19 protein-coding genes are annotated in these 20058 nt (G+C 51.5%); 6 read left to right on the forward strand and 13 right to left on the reverse strand.

Annotated elements, in window-relative coordinates; translation table 11 throughout:
- Nucleotides 1–139 precede the first annotated feature (139 nt).
- Entirely contained in the window at nt 140–316 is a 177-nt protein-coding gene (locus KNP82_RS03750; RefSeq protein ID WP_021067003.1) for a hypothetical protein, read from the forward strand.
- A 61-nt stretch (nt 317–377) separates the two neighbouring features.
- Here the strand turns inward: KNP82_RS03750 and KNP82_RS03755 are convergent, their stop codons facing one another.
- The 3 genes from KNP82_RS03755 to KNP82_RS03765 form a co-directional block, all read right to left on the reverse strand.
- On the reverse strand, nt 378–1631 hold the full coding sequence (locus KNP82_RS03755; RefSeq protein ID WP_058763305.1) for an inositol monophosphatase family protein: 1254 nt from the start codon (nt 1629–1631) through the stop codon (nt 378–380).
- Between the two features lie 79 nt (nt 1632–1710).
- Entirely contained in the window at nt 1711–1899 is a 189-nt protein-coding gene (locus KNP82_RS03760; protein ID WP_015881266.1) for a hypothetical protein, read from the reverse strand.
- A gap of 246 nt (nt 1900–2145) precedes the next feature.
- Complete coding sequence (locus KNP82_RS03765; protein ID WP_214827077.1) at nt 2146–2412, reverse strand: UPF0223 family protein; 267 nt, start codon at nt 2410–2412, stop codon at nt 2146–2148.
- A 171-nt stretch (nt 2413–2583) separates the two neighbouring features.
- On the opposite strand from KNP82_RS03765, the gene KNP82_RS03770 reads away from it, so the two are divergent.
- The gene (locus KNP82_RS03770; RefSeq protein ID WP_029595757.1) at nt 2584–4065 is read left to right on the forward strand and encodes an aminotransferase class I/II-fold pyridoxal phosphate-dependent enzyme; all 1482 of its coding nucleotides are present in this window, start codon (nt 2584–2586) and stop codon (nt 4063–4065) included.
- Between the two features lie 108 nt (nt 4066–4173).
- Here KNP82_RS03770 and KNP82_RS03775 read toward each other — a convergent pair whose 3' ends face one another.
- Nucleotides 4174–4497: a DUF3055 domain-containing protein gene (locus KNP82_RS03775; protein ID WP_021066999.1), complete on the reverse strand. Its 324-nt coding sequence runs from the start codon at nt 4495–4497 to the stop codon at nt 4174–4176.
- 75 nt (nt 4498–4572) lie between these two features.
- On the opposite strand from KNP82_RS03775, the gene aac(6') reads away from it, so the two are divergent.
- Nucleotides 4573–5016, forward strand: a complete 444-nt coding sequence (aac(6'), locus tag KNP82_RS03780; RefSeq protein WP_214827080.1) for an aminoglycoside 6'-N-acetyltransferase — start codon at nt 4573–4575, stop codon at nt 5014–5016.
- A 17-nt stretch (nt 5017–5033) separates the two neighbouring features.
- Here aac(6') and lpdA read toward each other — a convergent pair whose 3' ends face one another.
- From lpdA to pdhA, 4 genes are all read right to left on the reverse strand, one after another.
- Nucleotides 5034–6446 carry a dihydrolipoyl dehydrogenase gene (lpdA, locus tag KNP82_RS03785; protein WP_021066997.1) on the reverse strand — a complete coding sequence of 471 codons (1413 nt, stop codon included), beginning with the start codon at nt 6444–6446 and terminating at the stop codon, nt 5034–5036.
- A 4-nt stretch (nt 6447–6450) separates the two neighbouring features.
- Nucleotides 6451–7743, reverse strand: a complete 1293-nt coding sequence (locus tag KNP82_RS03790; protein WP_021066996.1) for a dihydrolipoamide acetyltransferase family protein — start codon at nt 7741–7743, stop codon at nt 6451–6453.
- Between the two features lie 76 nt (nt 7744–7819).
- A complete protein-coding gene (locus KNP82_RS03795) occupies nt 7820–8797 on the reverse strand; it encodes an alpha-ketoacid dehydrogenase subunit beta (RefSeq protein WP_021066995.1) in 978 nt (325 codons plus the stop codon).
- A gap of 3 nt (nt 8798–8800) precedes the next feature.
- On the reverse strand, nt 8801–9886 hold the full coding sequence (pdhA, locus tag KNP82_RS03800; RefSeq protein ID WP_021066994.1) for a pyruvate dehydrogenase (acetyl-transferring) E1 component subunit alpha: 1086 nt from the start codon (nt 9884–9886) through the stop codon (nt 8801–8803).
- A gap of 330 nt (nt 9887–10216) precedes the next feature.
- On the opposite strand from pdhA, the gene def reads away from it, so the two are divergent.
- The gene (def, locus tag KNP82_RS03805; RefSeq protein ID WP_021066993.1) at nt 10217–10756 is read left to right on the forward strand and encodes a peptide deformylase; all 540 of its coding nucleotides are present in this window, start codon (nt 10217–10219) and stop codon (nt 10754–10756) included.
- A 1-nt stretch (nt 10757) separates the two neighbouring features.
- On the forward strand, nt 10758–12383 hold the full coding sequence (locus KNP82_RS03810) for an alpha/beta hydrolase (RefSeq protein WP_031200155.1): 1626 nt from the start codon (nt 10758–10760) through the stop codon (nt 12381–12383).
- Nucleotides 12384–12487: 104 nt separating this feature from the next.
- Here KNP82_RS03810 and KNP82_RS03815 read toward each other — a convergent pair whose 3' ends face one another.
- Both KNP82_RS03815 and rnjA read right to left on the reverse strand, forming a co-directional pair.
- Nucleotides 12488–13945 carry a phospholipase D family protein gene (locus tag KNP82_RS03815; RefSeq protein ID WP_214713860.1) on the reverse strand — a complete coding sequence of 486 codons (1458 nt, stop codon included), beginning with the start codon at nt 13943–13945 and terminating at the stop codon, nt 12488–12490.
- 65 nt (nt 13946–14010) lie between these two features.
- Nucleotides 14011–15678 carry a ribonuclease J1 gene (rnjA, locus tag KNP82_RS03820; protein ID WP_021066990.1) on the reverse strand — a complete coding sequence of 556 codons (1668 nt, stop codon included), beginning with the start codon at nt 15676–15678 and terminating at the stop codon, nt 14011–14013.
- A gap of 219 nt (nt 15679–15897) precedes the next feature.
- Between rnjA and KNP82_RS03825 the strand changes: the two genes are divergently transcribed.
- A complete protein-coding gene (locus KNP82_RS03825; RefSeq protein ID WP_214713862.1) occupies nt 15898–16674 on the forward strand; it encodes a Cof-type HAD-IIB family hydrolase in 777 nt (258 codons plus the stop codon).
- A gap of 32 nt (nt 16675–16706) precedes the next feature.
- On the opposite strand, the gene KNP82_RS03830 is transcribed toward KNP82_RS03825, so the two are convergent.
- The 3 genes from KNP82_RS03830 to KNP82_RS03840 form a co-directional block, all read right to left on the reverse strand.
- Nucleotides 16707–17369 (reverse strand): potassium channel family protein, encoded by a 663-nt coding sequence (locus tag KNP82_RS03830; protein ID WP_029595762.1) that lies wholly within the window; start codon nt 17367–17369, stop codon nt 16707–16709.
- 107 nt (nt 17370–17476) lie between these two features.
- Nucleotides 17477–18508 (reverse strand): cytochrome d ubiquinol oxidase subunit II, encoded by a 1032-nt coding sequence (locus KNP82_RS03835; RefSeq protein WP_021066987.1) that lies wholly within the window; start codon nt 18506–18508, stop codon nt 17477–17479.
- Nucleotides 18509–18522: 14 nt separating this feature from the next.
- Entirely contained in the window at nt 18523–19911 is a 1389-nt protein-coding gene (locus KNP82_RS03840) for a cytochrome ubiquinol oxidase subunit I (RefSeq protein WP_131471125.1), read from the reverse strand.
- Nucleotides 19912–20058 lie beyond the last annotated feature (147 nt).

Genomic DNA, 20058 nt, shown 5'->3' on the forward strand with positions numbered 1-20058 from the left:
AAAGTTTCATCTTTTATTCAACTTTAAGAGTATAGCACACGTCCCACCACCTTTGTCGAGTGTTATCAACTGTTAACGTTTTCAAACGCATCATTTTTGACTACAATGAAGAAGACTAGCGAAAGAAGGGGGAATCTCCATGCAACTCATGTTCGTTTTAATCGCGACCGCGGTCGTCGCCGGCTTCGTCGGTATCGGCATCGGTGTCGCTGAAGGAAGTGCCGCCATCATCATCGGCAGTCTCGCCTTGAGCGGCATCGCCACATTTTTTGGAATCAACTTGCGCCGCCGGGTCCTCTCGAACCGACGTCCATAACACAAGGCCCGGGCAAAACGCCCGGGCCTTCTTTATGATTTTGTCCTTTTTGCGCCCACGCTTATAGGTCGCGCGTCAGACAGATGCGGTCACGCAAGGCGAGCCCGTCCTCTTCGATTGGCGGATAACCGTGGTCCGGGAAGTAATCCCGCTCGACTGATTCAAAGCGGAAACCGGCTTGTTGATAGAAGCGCAACTGGACGATGCTCGAGTTGCCCGTACAGACGAGCATTTGCTTCGCCCCGCTGCTCTCGGCCCGACGAATCGCGTCTTGGAGCAGGCGTTGCCCGATCGTCTGGTTCTGTCGTTCCGGTTTGACGGCGATATTGACGAGCTCGATTAACGTCTCGCTGCGTTTGACGAGCATGTACGCCCCGACACGTTCCCCGCCGAGCGTGGCCTCATATGTCGTCCCGGCTTTGTATTGATCGCGGACCATCGTTTCATTCGGGTTGGCCAGGACGAGCAAGTCACGGACGCGGTCGTAAGACCCGTTGATTCCAATTTGCAAGTCCGGCTTCACTTCAGGGGTCGCGCCCTTGGCGATGACGTAATGCTTCACCACGTCCTTGACGAACGTCTCGCTCCCCGCGAGAACGGACGTCTTCCCGTCATAACGGACCGGCTCCCCATAAATCGAGACGACCCGTCCCCCGACTTCTTCGACGAGAAGTTTACCGGCAGCATAGTCCCACGGCATATTACGCATCGTGATATACCCGTCGACTCGTCCCGCTGCGAGCCAGGCGAGTTCGAGCGAGGCGGCCCCATGCGCCCGCGTGCCGACGGAATCGCGCACAATCGGCGCGAGCACTTCCGGTGCAATTTGCTGATTCGGCGTCACCCATGTCGCGTTCATACTGAGGAAAGCATCCCGGACGTGGTGCTCTTTGATGGTCGGGAGTTTCCGGCCGTTCAGCGTCGTCCCGACGCCACGGCGTGCGACGAACAGCTCATCCGCCATCACATCGTAAACGAAGCCGTACTCGACGACCCCATCGACCATGATGGCAATCGAGATGGCGAACATCCGCTTTTGATGGATGAAGTTCAATGTGCCGTCAATCGGGTCGACGAACCAGACCGTGCCCGACAAATCATCCGGTTCCGTCGAGATACCCTCTTCCCCGATAATATGATGCTCGGGATACGACTCACGAATCCGGTCGACAATCAACTGTTCGACGGCCCGATCGATTTCCGTGACCAAATCACCTTTCCCCGTCTTGCGTTCGATTCGATAGCTCTCGTCAATCTGTAAGCGAATATACTCCCCTGCCTGTTTAATCAAGTCAATCGCGAACCATTCCAACATGTTTATCACCTCTATTATGTATTGTACCAAACAAAAACCAGTATCCGCATGGAATACTGGTTGAATGGGTGGTTGTGGGTCAGGCTTCGAGACGCAATAGTTCTTGGCGATATTTCTCTAACCGATGCTTGCTAGCCTGGACAGTGGCATCATCTTGTGACGCCATTGCATCGAAGAGCGTTGCCAATTCATAATCAATCTCTAAGCGCAGCACCGGAATCCGTTTTTCTGCGTCTTTTCTTTTGAATGCCTCGATCACTTGTTTCATGAGATGCCACACTCCTTTAGTTGGGCTACAAGTTACGGTTTAGTAAGTTGAATTGAGTATATCAGATGAGATTCAAAAAAGAAAGAGAATTGTCTGACTATTTTGAATTTTTTATCTTAGTGAGTATATTCCCATTTCAACTAAGCCTAAACCTGATTGAACTGTTAATGATATGTACCCTATTTATTAGAGAAATAACAAAAAAAGCATGAGAAAACGGTTACGACCTCCCATGCTTTCCAGCAGTTACAACTTTATAATCTTTGTATTTGATTTTAGGGCCGCTTGGACCGTACGATAGGTAGAGTATCCGGTCTGCTCATCGTGAACGGCACTCAGCTGTTTCTCTTCTGACTTCGACGTCACGATTTGTTTGAACGACCGATACGCGTCCAAAAACGACTCCCGGTCGACACCGCCTTCATTGGCCAAGGCGACTTGGTTATAGAACTCGACGACTTCAATCAGTTCATCTGTCGTCCAGTCCGGATTAATCGGATAGTTAATTTGCATATTCTTCACCTCGACAACCATTGTATCAACAAAAAAAACTATTGCAAGTTGGGATAGAAATCACTATAGTTTTTTTGTTGCATTGTTTTTGAATCGAAATGTTCAGATTGCCCAAAGCTTGAAACCAAACCGACAACCCATATACACACTGTTATCAAGGAGGACTTACTATTGAAACTTAAAGGTGCTACACAGCTCGAGACACCGCTTTTTGACACGTTGCTCACGCACGTCGATACGAACCCGATCGCGTTCCATATCCCTGGCCATAAAGGCGGAAAAGGGATGGACCCTCAATTCCGTGACTTCATCGGCGAAAACGCCTTGAAGATCGATTTGATCAACATCGCCCCGCTCGATGATCTCCATCATCCGAAAGCGTCGATTGCCGAGGCCGAGCGCCTCGCTGCCGAGGCGTTCCGTGCCGACGAGACGTTCTTCTCGGTCCAAGGGACGTCGAGTGCCATCATGGCGATGATCATGGGCGTCGTCGGTCCGAACGAGAAAATCATCGTTCCCCGGAACGTGCATAAATCCGTCATGTCCGCCCTCATCTTGACCGGGGCCCACCCGGTCTTCATCCATCCGGAATATGATGAGACGTACGGGATTGCCCACGGGATCACAGCAAGCGCCGTCGAACGCGCCCTCGAGATGCACCCGGACACGAAAGCAGTCCTCGTCATCAACCCGACCTACTTCGGCATCGCCGGTGACTTAGAGCGCATCGTCGCCGTCGCCCATGCGCAAGACGTACCGGTCCTCGTTGATGAGGCTCACGGTGTCCACTTGCCGTTCCACGACGAGCTCCCGCTCTCGGCGATGCAAGCCGGAGCGGACGTCGCGGCCACGAGCGTACACAAGCTCGGCGGCTCGATGACGGGAAGTTCGATTTTGAACGTCCGTCGCGGTCTCGTCTCCCCGGAACGGATTCACGCAATGTTGTCGATGATTACGACGACGTCGACGTCTTACCTCCTCCTCGCGTCGCTCGACGCGGCCCGTCGTCAATTGGCGACGAAAGGAGAAGCGATGAACGAACGTGCCCTCACGCTCGCACGTACGGCTCGTACGGCCATCGACAATATGCCGCACTTATCGGTATACGGTCACGCCGAACTCCATTCAGAGTCGACGTACGCGCTCGACGAGACGAAAATCCTCGTCTCTGTCCGTGAGCTCGGGATCACCGGCTTTGAAGTCGAGAAGTATTTGCGTGAGACGCATCGCATCGAAGTCGAGATGTCAGATTTGTTGAACGTACTGTTCATCGTGACGAGCGCCGACGACGAGTCGACGATTCAAGCGTTGATTGACGGTATGCGTGACGTCGTATCGGTTTACGATCAGTCAGGAAACGATTCACTATCGATCATGCTCCCTGAGATTCCACCGCTTGCACTCAGCCCGCGTGACGCGTTCTACGAGGAGACGGAGACGATTCCGCTCGAGAACGCCGTCGGACGCATCTCGGCCGAGTTCATCATGGTGTATCCACCAGGAATCCCGATCATCATCCCGGGAGAACTGATCACGACTTCGACGCTCGACTATATCATGGCGAACATCGAGGCCGGTCTTCCCGTCCAAGGACTTGAAGATGAATCGCTTCAAATGATTAAAGTCATCCAACAGACAAAAGCCATCCGTTAAGACGAAAGCGAGCCGGTCCATATGGACCGGCTCGCTTTGTGTCATCAAAAGAAAAGGTAGCTTATGATGATCGAATTGCTTCCCCTACGTACCATTATAAGAAAACGCTTACATTTTTTCAAGGGTAGAATTTGGCGATTGTTCTTGTTCTTGCCCACTTTCGTCCAGACAGAGTCGTAAAAACTCGGCGACGTGGTCTGTATCACGCAACGCGATCCCGAGCATCGGATACAGTTGTCTCGGTTCTTCGAGCGCATGGATGTCAAGAAGGGCAGACTGCCCGGTCTGCATACAGACGACGAGCACTTTCCCCATGAATTGATGCGTATACACAAAGCCGAAATCATAACGTGACGTCTCGGTCTCGATTCCCGTGAAGCGGACACGGCTCGTTTCAGAGACGGTATATAACAATTCTTCATCGAACGCCATCATCGTTCCCTCCTTTCTCACTTCATTCCTTATTTTCCTTTATACTGAACGTACGAAACATAAGGAGGACGACTTATGAAGATTCGAAAAGCGAACGAACAAGATTGCGACGAACTGGTGCGACTCATGCGGCAATTATGGCCAGACGCGCCTGAAGCCGAACTGATCCCTGAGGTGCGGCTCGGGATTCGTTCCGGCAAGATGCACTATTTTATCGCGGAAACGGATGAAGCGGTCGGCTTTTGCCAGCTTAGCTTCCGTCATGACTACGTCCCCGGAACGACCGCTTCCCCGACCGCCTTTTTAGAAGGGATTTATGTCGTCGAAACCGCGCGGCAGAAAGACGTGGCGTCACGGCTCGTCGAAGCCGCCTCCGCCTACGCCCGGTCGAAAGGATGTGACGAGCTCGCCTCCGATACGGAAATCGAGAACGACGGCAGCCAACGGTTCCATGAACGCATCGGCTTCCGAGAAGTCGAACGGACCGTCCATTACGTAAAAAAGCTCTCTCGCGAGTAAGCGAGAGAGCTTTTGACTTATTTAACGACGTGGATTGGCATACCCATTGCGATTTCTGCCGCTTCCATTGCCATCTCACCGAGTGATGGGTGAGCGTGGATTGTAAGCGCGATATCTTCTGCAGTCATGCCTGCTTCGATGGCGAGACCAAGCTCGGCAATCATGTCTGAAGCGCCAGTTCCCGCGATTTGAGCACCGATCAAGAGACCGTCCTCTTTACGTGTGATGAGCTTCATGAAGCCGTCTGGCTCGTCAAGAGCGAGGGCACGGCCGTTCGCTGCGAATGGGAATTTCGATACAGTGATCTCAAGTCCTTCTTCTTTTGCGAGTGGCTCTGTGTAACCGACTGTTGCAAGTTCAGGGTCAGTGAAGACGACCGCTGGGATTGCTGAGTAGTCGAGGTAAGCTGGCTTACCGGCAGCTGCCTCCGCTGCGACTTTCGCTTCGTAAGAAGCTTTGTGCGCGAGCGGTGGTCCTGGTACGATGTCGCCGATTGCGTAGATGTTTTCGTTCGACGTTTTGCACTGGTCGTCGATTTCGATGATGCCGCGGTCGCTGATTTTAACTTCCGCGTTTTCGAGACCGATGTCGCCAGTGTTTGGACGACGGCCGACTGTGACGAGGACGTAGTCCGCTTCAACAGACTGCTCTTCGCCGTTCACTTCAAACTTAACTGTTACGCCGTCTTCTGTTTCCTCGACGCCTTTTGCAAGAGCGTTCGTGTGAATCGTGACGTTGCCTTTTTGTTTGAGTTTCTTTTTGACGATTTGCGTCATTTGTGGCTCGAAGCCAGACAAGATGTCGCTTGCGCCTTCAACGACCACGACTTCTGTATCGAAGTTCGCATACGCTGTGCCGAGCTCCATACCGATGTAGCCGCCGCCGATGACGACGAGTTTCTTCGGTACTTCAGGAAGAGCCAATGCGCCAGTTGAAGAAAGGACGCGTTTTGACCATTTGAACGATGGGATCTCGATAGGTGTTGAACCAGTCGCGATGATCGCTTTTTTGAACTTGTAAGGAGTCGAGCTATCTTCTGTGATGACACGTACTGTGTCTTCAGATGCGAAGAAAGCTTCACCTTGAACGATTTCAATCTTGTTACCTTTCAAAAGGCCTTTGACGCCGCCAGTCAATTTGTTGACGACCGACTGTTTCCAGTCTTGGACTTTTGTGAAGTCGACTGACACGTTATCAGACGTGATCCCCATTGAAGAGTGACCTTTAGCGTGCTGGAAGTTGTGACCAGCAGTGATCAATGCTTTCGATGGGATACAACCGACGTTCAAGCAGACGCCACCAAAGTTTCCTTTTTCGACGATTGTGACTTTAAGGCCGAGTTGTGCGCCACGGATGGCTGCGACGTATCCACCAGGACCGGCGCCGATGACAAGCAAATCAGTTTCTTGTGCGAATTCTCCTACTACCATGTTCTTATCCCTCCATCATTAGAAGTGCTGGATCTTGAAGCAAGCGTTTCACCATGTTGAGTGCGTTTTGAGCTGTTGCACCGTCGATGAGGCGGTGGTCAAAGCTGAATGAAAGCGCGAGGACTGGAGCCGCTACGATTTCACCGTCTTTGACGACAGCTTTTTCAGCGATGCGGCCGATACCGAGAATTGCAACTTCTGGGTGGTTGATGACAGGTGTGAACCATTGTCCACCAGCTGAACCGATGTTCGTGATTGTGATCGATCCGCCTTTCATGTCGTCCCCAGCAAGTTTGCCTTCACGTGCTTTACCGGCAAGCTCATTGATGTTTGTAGCGAGTGCATAGATTGATTTACGGTCCGCTTCTTTGACGACAGGAACAACGAGACCGTTGTCCGTATCAGCAGCGATACCGATGTTGTAGTAGTTTTTGTAGACGATTTCTTCGTTCACATCGTCGATTGACGCGTTGATCGCTGGGTAAGCTTTCGCTGCAGCAGTCAATGCTTTAACGACGAACGGCAAGTACGTGAGTTTCACGCCTTGGTCAGCAGCCACTTGTTTGAACTCTTTACGGAGTGCGACGAGTTTCGTGACGTCGACTTCGTCCATGAGTGTAACGTGTGGAGCTGTGTGCTTCGAGTTAACCATTGCTTTCGAGATCGCTTTACGGATACCACGGATTTTCTCACGCGTTTCGAGTTCAGGCGTTGCTGACTCGTAAGGTTTGATTTCCGTTTTCGCAGCCGCTGCTGGAGCTACAGATTCTGTTTTCTCTGTTGTAGCTTCTGCTGTTGGTGCTTCACCGTTTGCGAATGCATCGATGTCTTCTTTCAAGACGCGGCCGTTGTCGCCAGAACCTTGGACTTCACGGATGTCGACGCCTTTTTCACGAGCGTATTTGCGGATTGAAGGCATTGCGATGACGCGCTCCGATTTGTGAAGTTGAACTTCACGCGGGCCGTCTTCTTTCACGTCTTCTTTCACATCTTCAGTCTTCTCTTCAGCTTTAGGCTGTTCAGGAGCTGCTTCTTCTTCACCGGCTGGTGCGTCACCTTCGATATCGAACGTGATGAGGACGTCGCCGACGACCGCAACTGTACCTTCAGAGACTTTGACTTCTTTAACTGTTCCATCAACTGGAGCTGGAATCTCAACGACGGCTTTGTCGTTTTGTACTTCAAGAAGAATGTCATCTTCTTTTACTGTATCCCCTGCTTTTACGAACCACTTGACGATTTCACCTTCGTGAATTCCTTCACCGATGTCTGGTAATTTAAATTCAAATACTGCCACTGGTTTTTCCTCCCATCAATTAATCATGTAAACACAATGAGGGAGACAATTCTCCCTCATCGTTAAATGAACACGATCAGAAGTTGATAACTTCCTTAACTTTTGCAACGACATCTTTATGGTCAGGTAACCATGCGTCTTCACCTTGTGCGAAAGCGAAGACTGTGTCTGGTGCAGTTACACGAAGCACTGGTGCCTCGAGGTGAAGAATTGCGCGTTCTTGAATTTCAGTTACGACGTTAGCCGCAATCCCTGCTTGACGTTGTGCTTCTTGAACGACGATCGCACGGCCAGTCTTTTTAACAGACTCGACGATTGTATCGATATCAAGTGGGCTCACTGTCATGAGGTCGATGACTTCGACGTTGATGTTTTCTTTTTCGAGCTCTTCTGCCGCTTTGAGTGACGTGTGGACCATTGCACCGTAAGTGATGATCGAAACGTCAGTTCCTTCGCGTTTCACGTCTGCTTTTCCAAGCTCGATCGTGTATTCGCCTTCTGGAACTTCGCCACGGAATGAACGGTAAAGTTTCATGTGCTCTAGGAATACGACTGGGTCGTTGTCACGGATTGCTGAGATCAAAAGACCTTTTGCATCGTATGGCGTTGACGGGATGACGACTTTAAGACCAGGTGTCTGAGCCATCAAGCCTTCAAGGCTATCCGCGTGAAGTTCTGGTGTTTTAACACCGCCACCGAATGGTGAACGGATTGTGATTGGCTGGCTGTAAGCGCCGCCTGAACGGTAACGCATACGCGCCATTTGAGCTGCGATCGAGTCGAACACTTCGAATACGAATCCGAAGAATTGAACTTCCATGATCGGACGGAAGCCTGTAAGACCGAGACCGATGGCAAGACCACCGATACCAGACTCAGCAAGCGGCGTGTCGAAGACACGGTCTTCGCCGAGCTCGTCTTGGAGACCTTCCGTTGCACGGAAAACCCCACCGTTTTTACCAACGTCTTCTCCGAAAAGAAGTACTTTCTCGTCGCGCTTCATTTCAACGCGCATCGCATCAGTAATCGCTTGGATCATTGTCATTTGAGCCATAACTTACTTCGACTCCTTTGCTGTATATTCTTCAAGCTGCTCTTTCAAGTTTGAAGGAAGTGTTTCGAACATGTTGTTGATGAAGTCCGAAACTTTTTGTTTTGGTTCTTTGTCAGCGAGGCTGATCGCTTCTTTCACGTCTGCTTTCGCTTGTTCGATGACTTCATTCTCCATGTCTTCGCTCCAAAGCTTCTTGCCTTCGAGGAAGAGGCGGAAACGAACGAGTGGATCTTTCTCTTGGTACTCTGTATCGAGTTCTTTTGTACGGTAACGCGTTGGGTCATCCCCTGCGAGCGTATGTGGTCCGTAACGGTATGTGAGTGCTTCGATGAGCGTCGGAGTTCCGTCAAGTGCGTCTTTACGCGCTTGTTGTGTTGCGGCGAGGACAGCAAGAACGTCCATTCCGTCAACTTGGATTCCGTTGATTCCCGCTGCGACAGCTTTTTGCGCGATCGTTTTAGCTGCAGTTTGCTTCTCAACAGGTGTCGAGATGGCAAAGCGGTTGTTTTGAACGACGAAGATGGCTGGTGATTTGAATGCACCCGCGAAGTTCAATCCTTCGTAGAAGTCACCTTGTGATGAACCACCGTCACCCGTGTAAGTAATGGCGACGTTTGTGTTGCCGTTGCGTTTGAGGCCCATTGCCACACCCGCAGTTTGAATGATTTGTGCCCCGATGATGATTTGCGGCATCAAGACGTTAACGTCTTCAGGAATTCGGTTACCTGCGACGTGACCACGTGAGAACAAGAACGCTTGATAAAGCGGAAGTCCGTGGAATACGAGTTGCGGGATATCACGGTAGCCTGGAAGAATCCAGTCTTGTTTGTCGAGCGCATATTGCGTCCCGATCATCGTTGCTTCTTGACCAGCCACTGGCGCGTAGAAACCTAGGCGTCCTTGACGGTTGAGCGAGATGGCACGTTGGTCCCAGATTCGTGTATAGACCATGCGGCGCATAAGCTCCTGAAGTTGCTCGTCCGTTACATCTGGCATTGCGTCTTGGTTGACGACCTCGCCCTTCTCGTCGAGAATACGGAACGTTTGGAAGTTTTCTTCCACGTTTTGAAGTACCTGAACGTTGTTCATTCGTTTCACCTCATCCTTTCAACTATGAGACAATTGTCTTTTTTGTGATCAAACACTACCTCAAATCTTAAGTGTATCTGTCCAAAAAAGCAATCTGTATTAACGTGATTCAGGAAAGTTACACTTATCCTGCCGTTTCCTAGTCAGTATAAAACGGGTTGTTATAATAACGCAAAAAATATGCTCACTCTATAAAAACGCTTACATCAACACATCTTTTCCCTTATTTCGCCTCTGTATCATTTTCATTTCACCTTCTGTACCATCTAAGCGAAATGACTAATAAATATGATATAATTGGTCATATCGCAATGGGAAAGGAAGTTTTGCATGTTAACGATGAAAGATGTGATTCGTGAAGGAGACGAGCGGCTCCGCGCCCGCTCAATCGAAGTGCCGGTCCCACCGACGGCAGAAGACCTCGCGCTACTCGACGAGATGGAGACGTTTCTCGTCAACAGCCAAGATCCAGAGATGAGCGCGAAGTATGAACTTCGGGGCGGTGTCGGCATCGCCGCACCACAACTCGGCGTCAATCGCCGTTTCTTCACGGTCTTGCTCCATGAAGAAGAAGAGACGTTCAAACTATCCATCTTCAATCCGAAGATTACGAGTCACTCGGTCGAACAGACGTATTTGAATGGCGGTGAAGGCTGTCTCTCTGTCGACCGTGTCGTCAAAGGCAACGTCCCCCGCTATCGTCGCATCACAATCGAAGGGTTCGACCGTGACGGCGCCCCGATTAAATTGCGGCTCCGCGGTATGCGCGCCATCGTCTGTCAACATGAGCTCGACCATTTAGATGGGGTGCTCTTCTACGACCGCATCAACACGACTAACCCGTTAGAGACCTACGGTGAGCCGATTTGAGGTGACGAGCTTGAAGAAAAAGGCACTGTTGTTAGTATTCCCATTTCTGTTTCTTTTAATCGGGGGATGTGTCCGAATCGAATATGATGCGACCGTCCACTACGACCAATCGGTCACGTTAGAGACGACGTATGCTTTCCGCGACCATCCGGTCATGAAGCTGCTCAATTTGCGGCTCGATTGGGATACATGGAAACAACAGGCGAATGAGAACGGGTATGCGACACGTGACTACTCGAGTCAAGACGACTATGAAGGCATGGTGCTCAAGAAGACGTTCGACAACGTCGATGACCTCCAAAACATTAAAGAGGAGTGGAAGACCGGCCCGGCCGGTATCCTCGTCCCACCTGATATGAAGTTTGATGTCGACAAAGAAGATGGGATTTGGTTTGACTCATACGTCATGAACACGAACCTCGACCTGCGGCTCGACCGCGTCGATTTGCCAGGTCTGAATTTAAGCGGCTCCCCGAAACAACTGGCCGAACGTTACGTTCGTCAAGCCGATATCCGGTTCAATCTGACCGTGCCGACCGGGGTGTTCGTCGAAGACGGTACTGGACTCGATGTACGGTCGATGAAACATGTCGAGTGGCAAGTGTACGGTGGCCGTCAAAACAACATGACGCTCGTCGCCCACGTGCCGAACGTCAAGGCGTGGATTATCACAGGCGTCATCATCGTCGTCCTTGGCCTAGTCGCTTTCTTTGTTTGGCGGAAATATCGTCAAAACGTCGGTAATCCGGACAAGACGTCGATTCGTTCTCGCATCTTCGGCGGCTTCATCCTCGTCTTGACCCTCGCGTTGATGATCGTGACGATTCGAGAAGAGTTGACGACGGAACGGAAATCTGAGGCGATTCGCCAAGCGGCGCAGACGGACGAGTTCATCCCGACGTTCGCCGTTCACGGCTTGCTCGGGACCGACCGCACATTCCTCCGCTTCTCGCAGTATATGGAACAGCGTGGGCTGGCGAAAGATGGTGCCCTCTGTACCGTGACGGTGAAAGGCGCGGCCGATTGCGTCATCAATGACTACAGCTCGAACCGACCGATTGTCCGGATTGAATATGAGGATGCCGAGGCATCGCTCAACAACCAGACGAAGTGGTTGAATGCGGCGATCGAACGCTATAAACAGGAACGAAACCGTTCGTTCGACCGGATGTATTTGATCGGTCACAGCATGGGCGGTGTGGCGGCAGCGAACTATATCTTGAATCAAGACGAATACATCGTCGATAAGTTCGTGACGTATGATAGTCCGTTCGCCGGAACACGACTTGCCAACTTCGGTCTGTCCGCCAGTAATTTCGGGATCAATACCGGCAGTCCTGCCATCCGGGATTTGTCCCCGAGTTCTGACGGGTTGCAGGCGTTCCAAGAAAAACTTGAGACGTGGCCACGCTCCGTCCAAGTGTTCTCCTTCTCGGGACGCGGTGGCGAGTTCAACTTGATTGAGCCAGCGAGTTCGCTCTTGCTCGAAGAATATACGAACAACATCGAGACGGAAACCGTCCCATACGATCACTTCTCGCTCCACCGGAAGACAGACGTCCTCCGCGACACGGGCCGGTTCCTTTACGAGTTCACGAACGAATTCAATCCAGTCGAAACGAAATGATGAAAACCCGCCTTCACATATTATGAGGGCGGGTTTTGTTCGTCGTCATGTCGATGGTAGCCCGTCCACAACAAAGCCCACCTTCACAGGAAGGCGGGCTTGTGTCAGTAGGTCATCGTCCAAGTGAGTTTCTGGATCCAATAAATCACATACTTTCCGATTGGCAAATCGGTCTGAATCTCATCATAGGCGAGCGTATACGTTCCTTGCTCGTTGTTCCAGAGACGCTTGAAGTACCCGTCGACCTCGCGGATGAACGCTGTCTCCTCGGTCGTGACGACTTCGACATCCGCCTCCAAGTTGTAATCGTTCATGTTGCGGGTCGTATAGTTGCCCGACCCGATGACGACGACTCGACGGTCCCCTTCCACGTACAGCATCTTCGGGTGGTACTGCTCTTCGCCGACTTCGTACCACCGAATCTCGATTTGCTCCGGGTTCACCGTGTTCAATTCCGCGGCGACCGGCAAGTTCGGCAATCCTGACTTGTCGCGCCCGAACGCGTTCGTATTCGGGTCAAGAATCAGTTTGACGAAGACGCCGCGCTCGGCGGCCTCATGAATGGCTTGAATGATGTTTCGGTCGGCCAAGTAGAACATGCCGATCCAAATCGTCTCACCTGATTCCGCTTCTTCCATCGCCTTGATGACGGCGTCCTGAATCTTGGATTCCGTGACGTAGCGGATTTGCATCGGGCCTTCCGACGGCTCGTCGCGCAGATTCGCGAGTTTCTCCTCGCTCGGGAAACGTTCGGCATCCCCTTTCGAGAACGTCGCGATCGCTTCCTCCCCTTCGAGGATGTCCGCTAAAATTGGACCGTCGAGCCGGACGCCTACGTTCGAATGATAGCCGCTCGCATCGTGTGGGTTAGCCGATAAGACGAAGCCGTCATTCTCGGTCACCATCACTTTGCGGTGGTTCGCTTTCACGTTCAACAGCCGTAAATACGACCGGATCGTGATGTCCGGTGCCGATTTGGCCATCGGGTTCGGCAACCAGCCGTTCTGGCTGTCCCCGAACCATTGGAACCCGATCCGATACAGCGTCGAGTATAAGATGTTCGGGTCGCGGAGCACATCGAGGTTCGTGTAGACAATTTCCGCGCCCGCTTCCTTCAAGACGTCGAGATGATCGGACGCGTGTCCGTTATAAGTCGTATTGATTTCATCCGTGATTAAGACGACGTTCATGTCCGGATGGGCTTCCATCTGTTCGAGCAAAGCCGATGACAGTTTGGCCGTGATGTCCGGATATTGCCGGTCTTCATTCGAATATGGGTTGAATAAGAAAAAGTCCATGACGATATATTCCCGCGCCTCGCGGATTGACCGCTCGACGTCTTGAAAAATCTCTTGCTCGTTCACTTCCGTGTCTTCCCCTTGATACGTCAAATCAAATAAAAAATCGATTTGGTCATCCGAAATCGCGACCGGTTCCGACGCACGCGACACGCCGTCCGGCAACGGTTTGACTTGATGGTATACCATCGTGATGAGGAAGAGTAAGGCGAATGCGGCCAGGCCCCATTTCAACCAACCTTTCTTCCGTTTCTTGCGTTCCATCAGACACCATCTCCTTTATCTTTGTCCTCTAAAAAACGGGCTGTAGTCCCCTACAGCCCGCTCGTTCATACTTCCATGATGATCGGAAGAACCATTGGGTGTCTTCGTGTTTTTTGTGCCAAGTATGGCGTGAGTGTATCCGAGACGAGTTGTTTCAACTCCGACCACTTCATCTGTTTGTTCGACAACCCTTGCTCGACCGTCTTCTTGAGCAAGCGCTCGCCGTCACGAATCAAGCTGCCCGATTCGCGCATATAGACGAAGCCGCGTGAAATGATATCCGGACCTGAGACGAGTTTACGCGTCTTGCCGTCGATGCTGATGACGACGACGACGAGTCCGTCCTCTGAAAGGATGCGGCGATCGCGCAAAACGATATTGCCGATGTCCCCGATGCCGTTTCCGTCGACGTACACGGCGTTGGCCGAGATTTTCCCGGTGATGGCGGCCGAGTCGGCGTCGACGGCGAGCACTTCACCGTTATCCATGATGAAGCTGTTCTCTTTCGGGATGCCGACCGATTCGGCGAGTTCGGCGTGTTTCACCAACATGCGATACTCCCCGTGAATCGGCATGAAGAATTTCGGGTTGAGCAAGCGGATCATGAGCAATTGCTCTTGTTGCGACCCGTGACCCGACGTGTGGATGTTCGTCAATTTTCCGTAAACGACGTCCGCGCCGGCTTTATACAATTGGTCGATCGTTTTCCCGACCGAGATGGCGTTACCCGGAATCGGAGATGACGAGAAGATGACCGTGTCGCCAGGAATGATCGATACTTGACGGTGTGTTCCGTTGGCGATGCGGCTGAGCGCAGCCATCGGCTCACCTTGCGAACCGGTACAAAGAATCGCCACTTCATGCGGCTCGTAGTTCCGTAACTGATTCGCTTCGACGATCATGCCTTTCGGGACGTTGATGAAGCCGAGCTCTTGCCCGATCGTCATGACCTTGTCCATCGAACGGCCGAAGATGGCCAAATGACGGCCCGTCTCGGCACAAGCGTCGACGACTTGTTGCAGGCGATAAATGTTCGAGGCGAACGTCGCGAAGATGACGCGCCCTTCGGCTTTCCGGAACGTCTCACTGATCGTGCCGCCGACAACTTTTTCACTCATCGTGAAGCCTTCGACTTCTGCGTTCGTCGAATCGGACAAGAGGCAAAGCACGCCTTCTTTCCCGATGTCTGCCATCTTGGCAATGTCAGCCGGTTCGCCGACCGGTGTGAAGTCGAACTTAAAGTCACCGGTATGGACGATATTCCCTTGTGGCGTCTTCACGACGACACCGAGCGAGTTCGGAATCGAGTGAGTCGTGCGGAAGAATGAGATGCTCGTCTTTCTGAACTTGACGATGGCGTCCTCATCAATCTCATGCAGTTCCGCCTCGCGGAGCAACCCGTGCTCTTCGAGTTTCACTTTAATCAAGCCGAGCGCGAGTTTTGTCGCGTAAATCGGAAGCTTCACTTGCTTCAAGAGAAACGGGATGCCGCCGATATGGTCTTCGTGACCGTGGGTGATGAATACCCCTTTGACTTTGTCTTTGTTTTTAATCAAGTACGAGTAATCAGGGATCACGTAGTCGATTCCAAGCAAGTCATCCTCCGGGAACATGACGCCCGCATCGATGACGATGATTTCATCTTGGAATTGAACAACGTACGTGTTCTTCCCAATTTCTCCGAGTCCGCCTAGTGCGAACACAGCTGTTTGGTGGTTCTTTACAAACTTCATTTAATCTCTCCTTACTACAAGTAGTTGATGTTCATCTATGTGAAACATAAGTGATTCTCGCAATATAATTACGTTCCGTAAGATTCTTTCTTCATTATAGCTCATATTGTGACAATATTTCACTATTGACGTAAGATTGAGGGCGGTTTCTCGATTTCGTGTTATGCTTTTTAGTATACAACTGACTTAATCAAGACAGAGAAAGCATGGTGAAGAAAAATGGAAGATCAGAAAGTAGTCTTTTTTGACATCGATGGCACGTTGCTCCATGAAGGGTCGTACATTCCCCCTTCGACGATCGCGGCCATTCAGCAGCTACGCCACAACGGCGTCGAGACGTTCATCGCGACAGGGCGTGGCCCGGCGATGCTGTCTGATATCCCAGAACAGCTCGGCATCGACAGCTTTGTCTGCTACAACGGACAAATCGTCGTCCACCAAGGCGAGGTCGTCTATCGGAACACGTTGCCGACCGACGCGCTCCGTCGCTTGACCGAACATGCCGGCTCAAACGACCATACGCTCGTCTATCTCGGACAACACCGTGGCGGTGCCACGAAAGCGAACGACCATGTCGTCGAACAGTCACTCGGAGAACTTGATATGCCGATTCCGACATATGATCCGAATTTCCATATCGAACAGGCCGTCTATCAGACGCTCCTATATTGCGCGCCTGAAGAAGAACATCACTATTTGGATGCGTACGGCGAGTTTGATTTCATCCGCTGGCATCCGCACGCCATGGACGTCATCAATCGTGGCGCCAGTAAAGCCGACGGTATCCGTCACTTCATCGAGACGAACGGCTATCGGCTCGAGAACACGTACGCGTTCGGCGACGCCTTGAACGATTTGGCGATGCTTCAATACGTTGGAACGGGCATCGCAATGGGCAATGCCCGGGTCGAAGCGAAAGAAGTCGCCGACTTCGTGACGAAATCGATTCTCGAAGATGGAATCGAGTACGGCTTAAAATCAATGAAGCTCATTTAATGAAAAACGAGAGGCGCGCGCCTCTCGTTTTTTTATCTGGACCGAAGTGTGCGTTCGAGTCGATCCAAGTCCGTATCTTTCCCGATGATGATCAAGATGTCCTCTGGCAAAATCATCTCGTCGGCTTGCGGTGAGATGATGACGTCATCATTGCGGCGGACCGCGACGATGTTGACGCCGTATTTGGCGCGAAGGTCCAAATCGATGAGCGACTTGTTCGACAGTTTGTCCGACGCCTTGATTTCAACGATCGAGTGCTCGTTCGAGAGCTCGAGGTAGTCAAGGATGCTTTGGCTCATCAATCCGTTCGCAATCCGGATGCCCATGTCGCGCTCTGGGTGGACGATGTTATCGGCCCCGATGCGGCGCAGCACTTTCTCGTGATAATCATTCGTCGCCTTGACCGTGATGATTTGAACACCGAGCTCTTTTAAAATGAGTGTCGTCAAAATCGAGGCTTGAATGTTTTCACCGATGGCCACGATCACGTGTTCAAAGTTGCGAATGCCGAGACTTTTCAATACGTTCTCGTCGGTCGTGTCCGCGATGACCGCATGTGTCGCCAATCCCATAAACTCGTTGACGCGTTCTTCATCCGCATCAATCGCCAACACGTCATAACCGTTCGCCGATAGTTCCCGAACGATCGAGCCGCCAAACCGTCCTAATCCGATGACTGCAAATTCACCTGTCATAATTTCATACATCCCTTTCCTACGCTGTTTCTGTTCCCGATTCTTCGTACAGTGTAACCGATTCCCCTCAAAAAAACTATATAAAAAAAGACCGGAATATCCGGTCTTTACGCTTTACCACTCGAACGCTTTCCGCGTACATAGTCATTGTCGAACAAGAACAGGCGTAGCAAGAGATACAGCGCCGGTACGAGCAAGAGCAATCCGAGGATGAAGACGACGACGAGGGCGATGGCCATCGACTCGTTGACGACGCTTCCGTTGATGTCGATGTACGGATAAAGAATGTACGGCAAGTGCGTATATCCGTATCCGAACCAGGCCATAAAGAACTGACCCATGACCATCAAGAACGCGATGCCGTAGTTTCGCTTCATGTAGACGAGTGCAACGGCTACAGCGAAGAAGATGAAACTTGCAGCGAACCACCACCAGTTGCCCGCTAAGATGCTCTCATAATGCCAAGCTGCCTGCGACTTCAACCCGAAGAAGACGAGGCCCGACGCGACAATCGTCGGAACGCTCCAGAACAAGGCCCATTTTCGAACGAGTGGGACCGCCTGAGCGTCACGCGCCTTATCGGCATAGAACAAGAGGAACATGGCACTGATATAGAGCACCGACACGATTGCCAAGGTGACGACGGTCCAAGAGTAGAAGTTGGTGAACAACTTCATGCCGTCAAAAAAGACGCCCGACTCGGTCTCATTGATAAATCCACCTTGGCTGACGGTAAGAACGGTAGACATCGAGGCCGGGATTAACAGCCCAGTCGCCCCATATAAGAACATATAGAACGTGCTCTCTTTTGATCCATAGTTGGCAAACGCGTAGAAACTACCGCGAATCGCCAACAGAATCAACACGACCGAGGCCGGTACGAGAAGCGCCGTCCCGTAATAGTAAGCCGTATCTGGGAAAAACCCGACGATCCCGACGAAGAAGAAGACGAAGAACACGTTCGTCACTTCCCACGTCGGCGATAAATACCGTGCAATCAGACGGTTGATCTTTTGGTCCCGCTTCGTGTACTTACTATAGAAAGCGAAGAAGCCGGCACCGAAATCAATCGATGCGACGATGAGGTAGCCGTACAAAAACGTCCATAGTACGGCAATCCCTAATTCTTGAATCTGCATGTCATACCCTCCGATCACACTTCATCCGCGAACATCGCTTCACCGCGAAGCTCCGATTGTTTTAGTTCTTTCCCTACTGGGTTGTCTTTGAACAGACGAGTCAAGACGAGTACCGTGACCACGCCAAGAACTGCATACAGGATCGCAAAGGCGATAAGCATCCATCCTACGTTTGCCGATGTCGTCGCCGCTTCACTCGTGCGCATCAAATCATAGAGCGCCCAAGGCTGGCGACCGAACTCTGCGAAGAACCAACCGAACTCGATGGCCATCATCGCGAGCGGACCGCCTGCGGCGATGGCGATGAGCATCGGTTTACTGAATTGAGGCAGTCGCTTGATATACCGTCCGAGCACGAACAAGAACGAAATCAATGCCAGCAACATCCCAATCCCGACCATCGCATCAAACAGGTAGTGGATGAATAGTGGAGGTTGATCTTCTTTCGCAAATTCATCAAGACCGGTCACCTCGTAGTTCGGCACACCGCCCGCTAGGATTGACAAGGCGTACGGAATCTTCAAGGCGCCACGTACTTCGTAACCGCCCTCTCCGTCTTCCTCGAGCCATCCGCCTAGAATCAGCTCGGCCTCCGAGGAGGTTTCAAAATGCCACTCCGCAGCCGCCAATTTTTCCGGCTGGTACTTCGCCAAGTATTTACCTGAGAAGTCTCCGACGAGTGCAGTCGCAATCGCGAAGATGAGCGCGACGGTCATCGTCAAGCGAAGACCTTTTTTATGATACTCGATTGATAACTTGTCGAGTTGGTTCCGTCGCTGACGGAGCAACTGGACAGCGGCGATAGCAGCTAAAATGAACGCCGATGTCAGAATGGCCGACGTCAAGACGTGCGCCATTTTGGTCGGCATCGCCGGGCTGAACATCGCCTCGATTGGACTCACGTTGGCGAGTCGACCGTCGACAATATCAAATCCGACCGGCTGGTTCATGAAGCTGTTGACGGTCGTAATGAAGAACCCTGAGAACAAGGCACCGACCGCGACTGGAATCCCGACTAGCATATGGTGCCACGGGTTTTTAAATCGATCCCACGTGTACAAATAAATCCCGAGGAAGATCGCTTCAAAGAAGAAGGCGAACGTTTCCATGAACAGTGGAAGTGCGATCGTTTGACCGGCGACCCGCATGAGGTTCGGCCAAAGTAAAGACAGCTGGAGCCCGATTGCCGTACCTGTCACGACACCGACCGCTACTGTGACGACATATCCCCGTGACCACCGACGGGCCATCAAGGTGTATTTCGGATCTTTCTTTTTAATACCTAGAAACTCTGCCAATAAAATGAGTAATGGAACCCCGACGCCGATTGTGGCAAATATCACGTGGAAACCCAACGTGAGTGCCGTTAACGCCCGGCTCATCAGGACAGGATCTTGAAACATCTATTGATTACCTCCTATCTCTCTCTAGCGCTTTAAACCAATGTCTATCGCGCAACATCACAGATGATTTCCCTTGGATACCCTTATCATAATGATTTTATATAGCGCTGTAATGTTTCAATGCTTGAGTTCGCAAAATGTTCACAT

Source organism: Exiguobacterium sp. s26 (genome assembly GCF_018618235.1).
GTDB classification, from domain to species: domain Bacteria; phylum Bacillota; class Bacilli; order Exiguobacteriales; family Exiguobacteriaceae; genus Exiguobacterium; species Exiguobacterium chiriqhucha.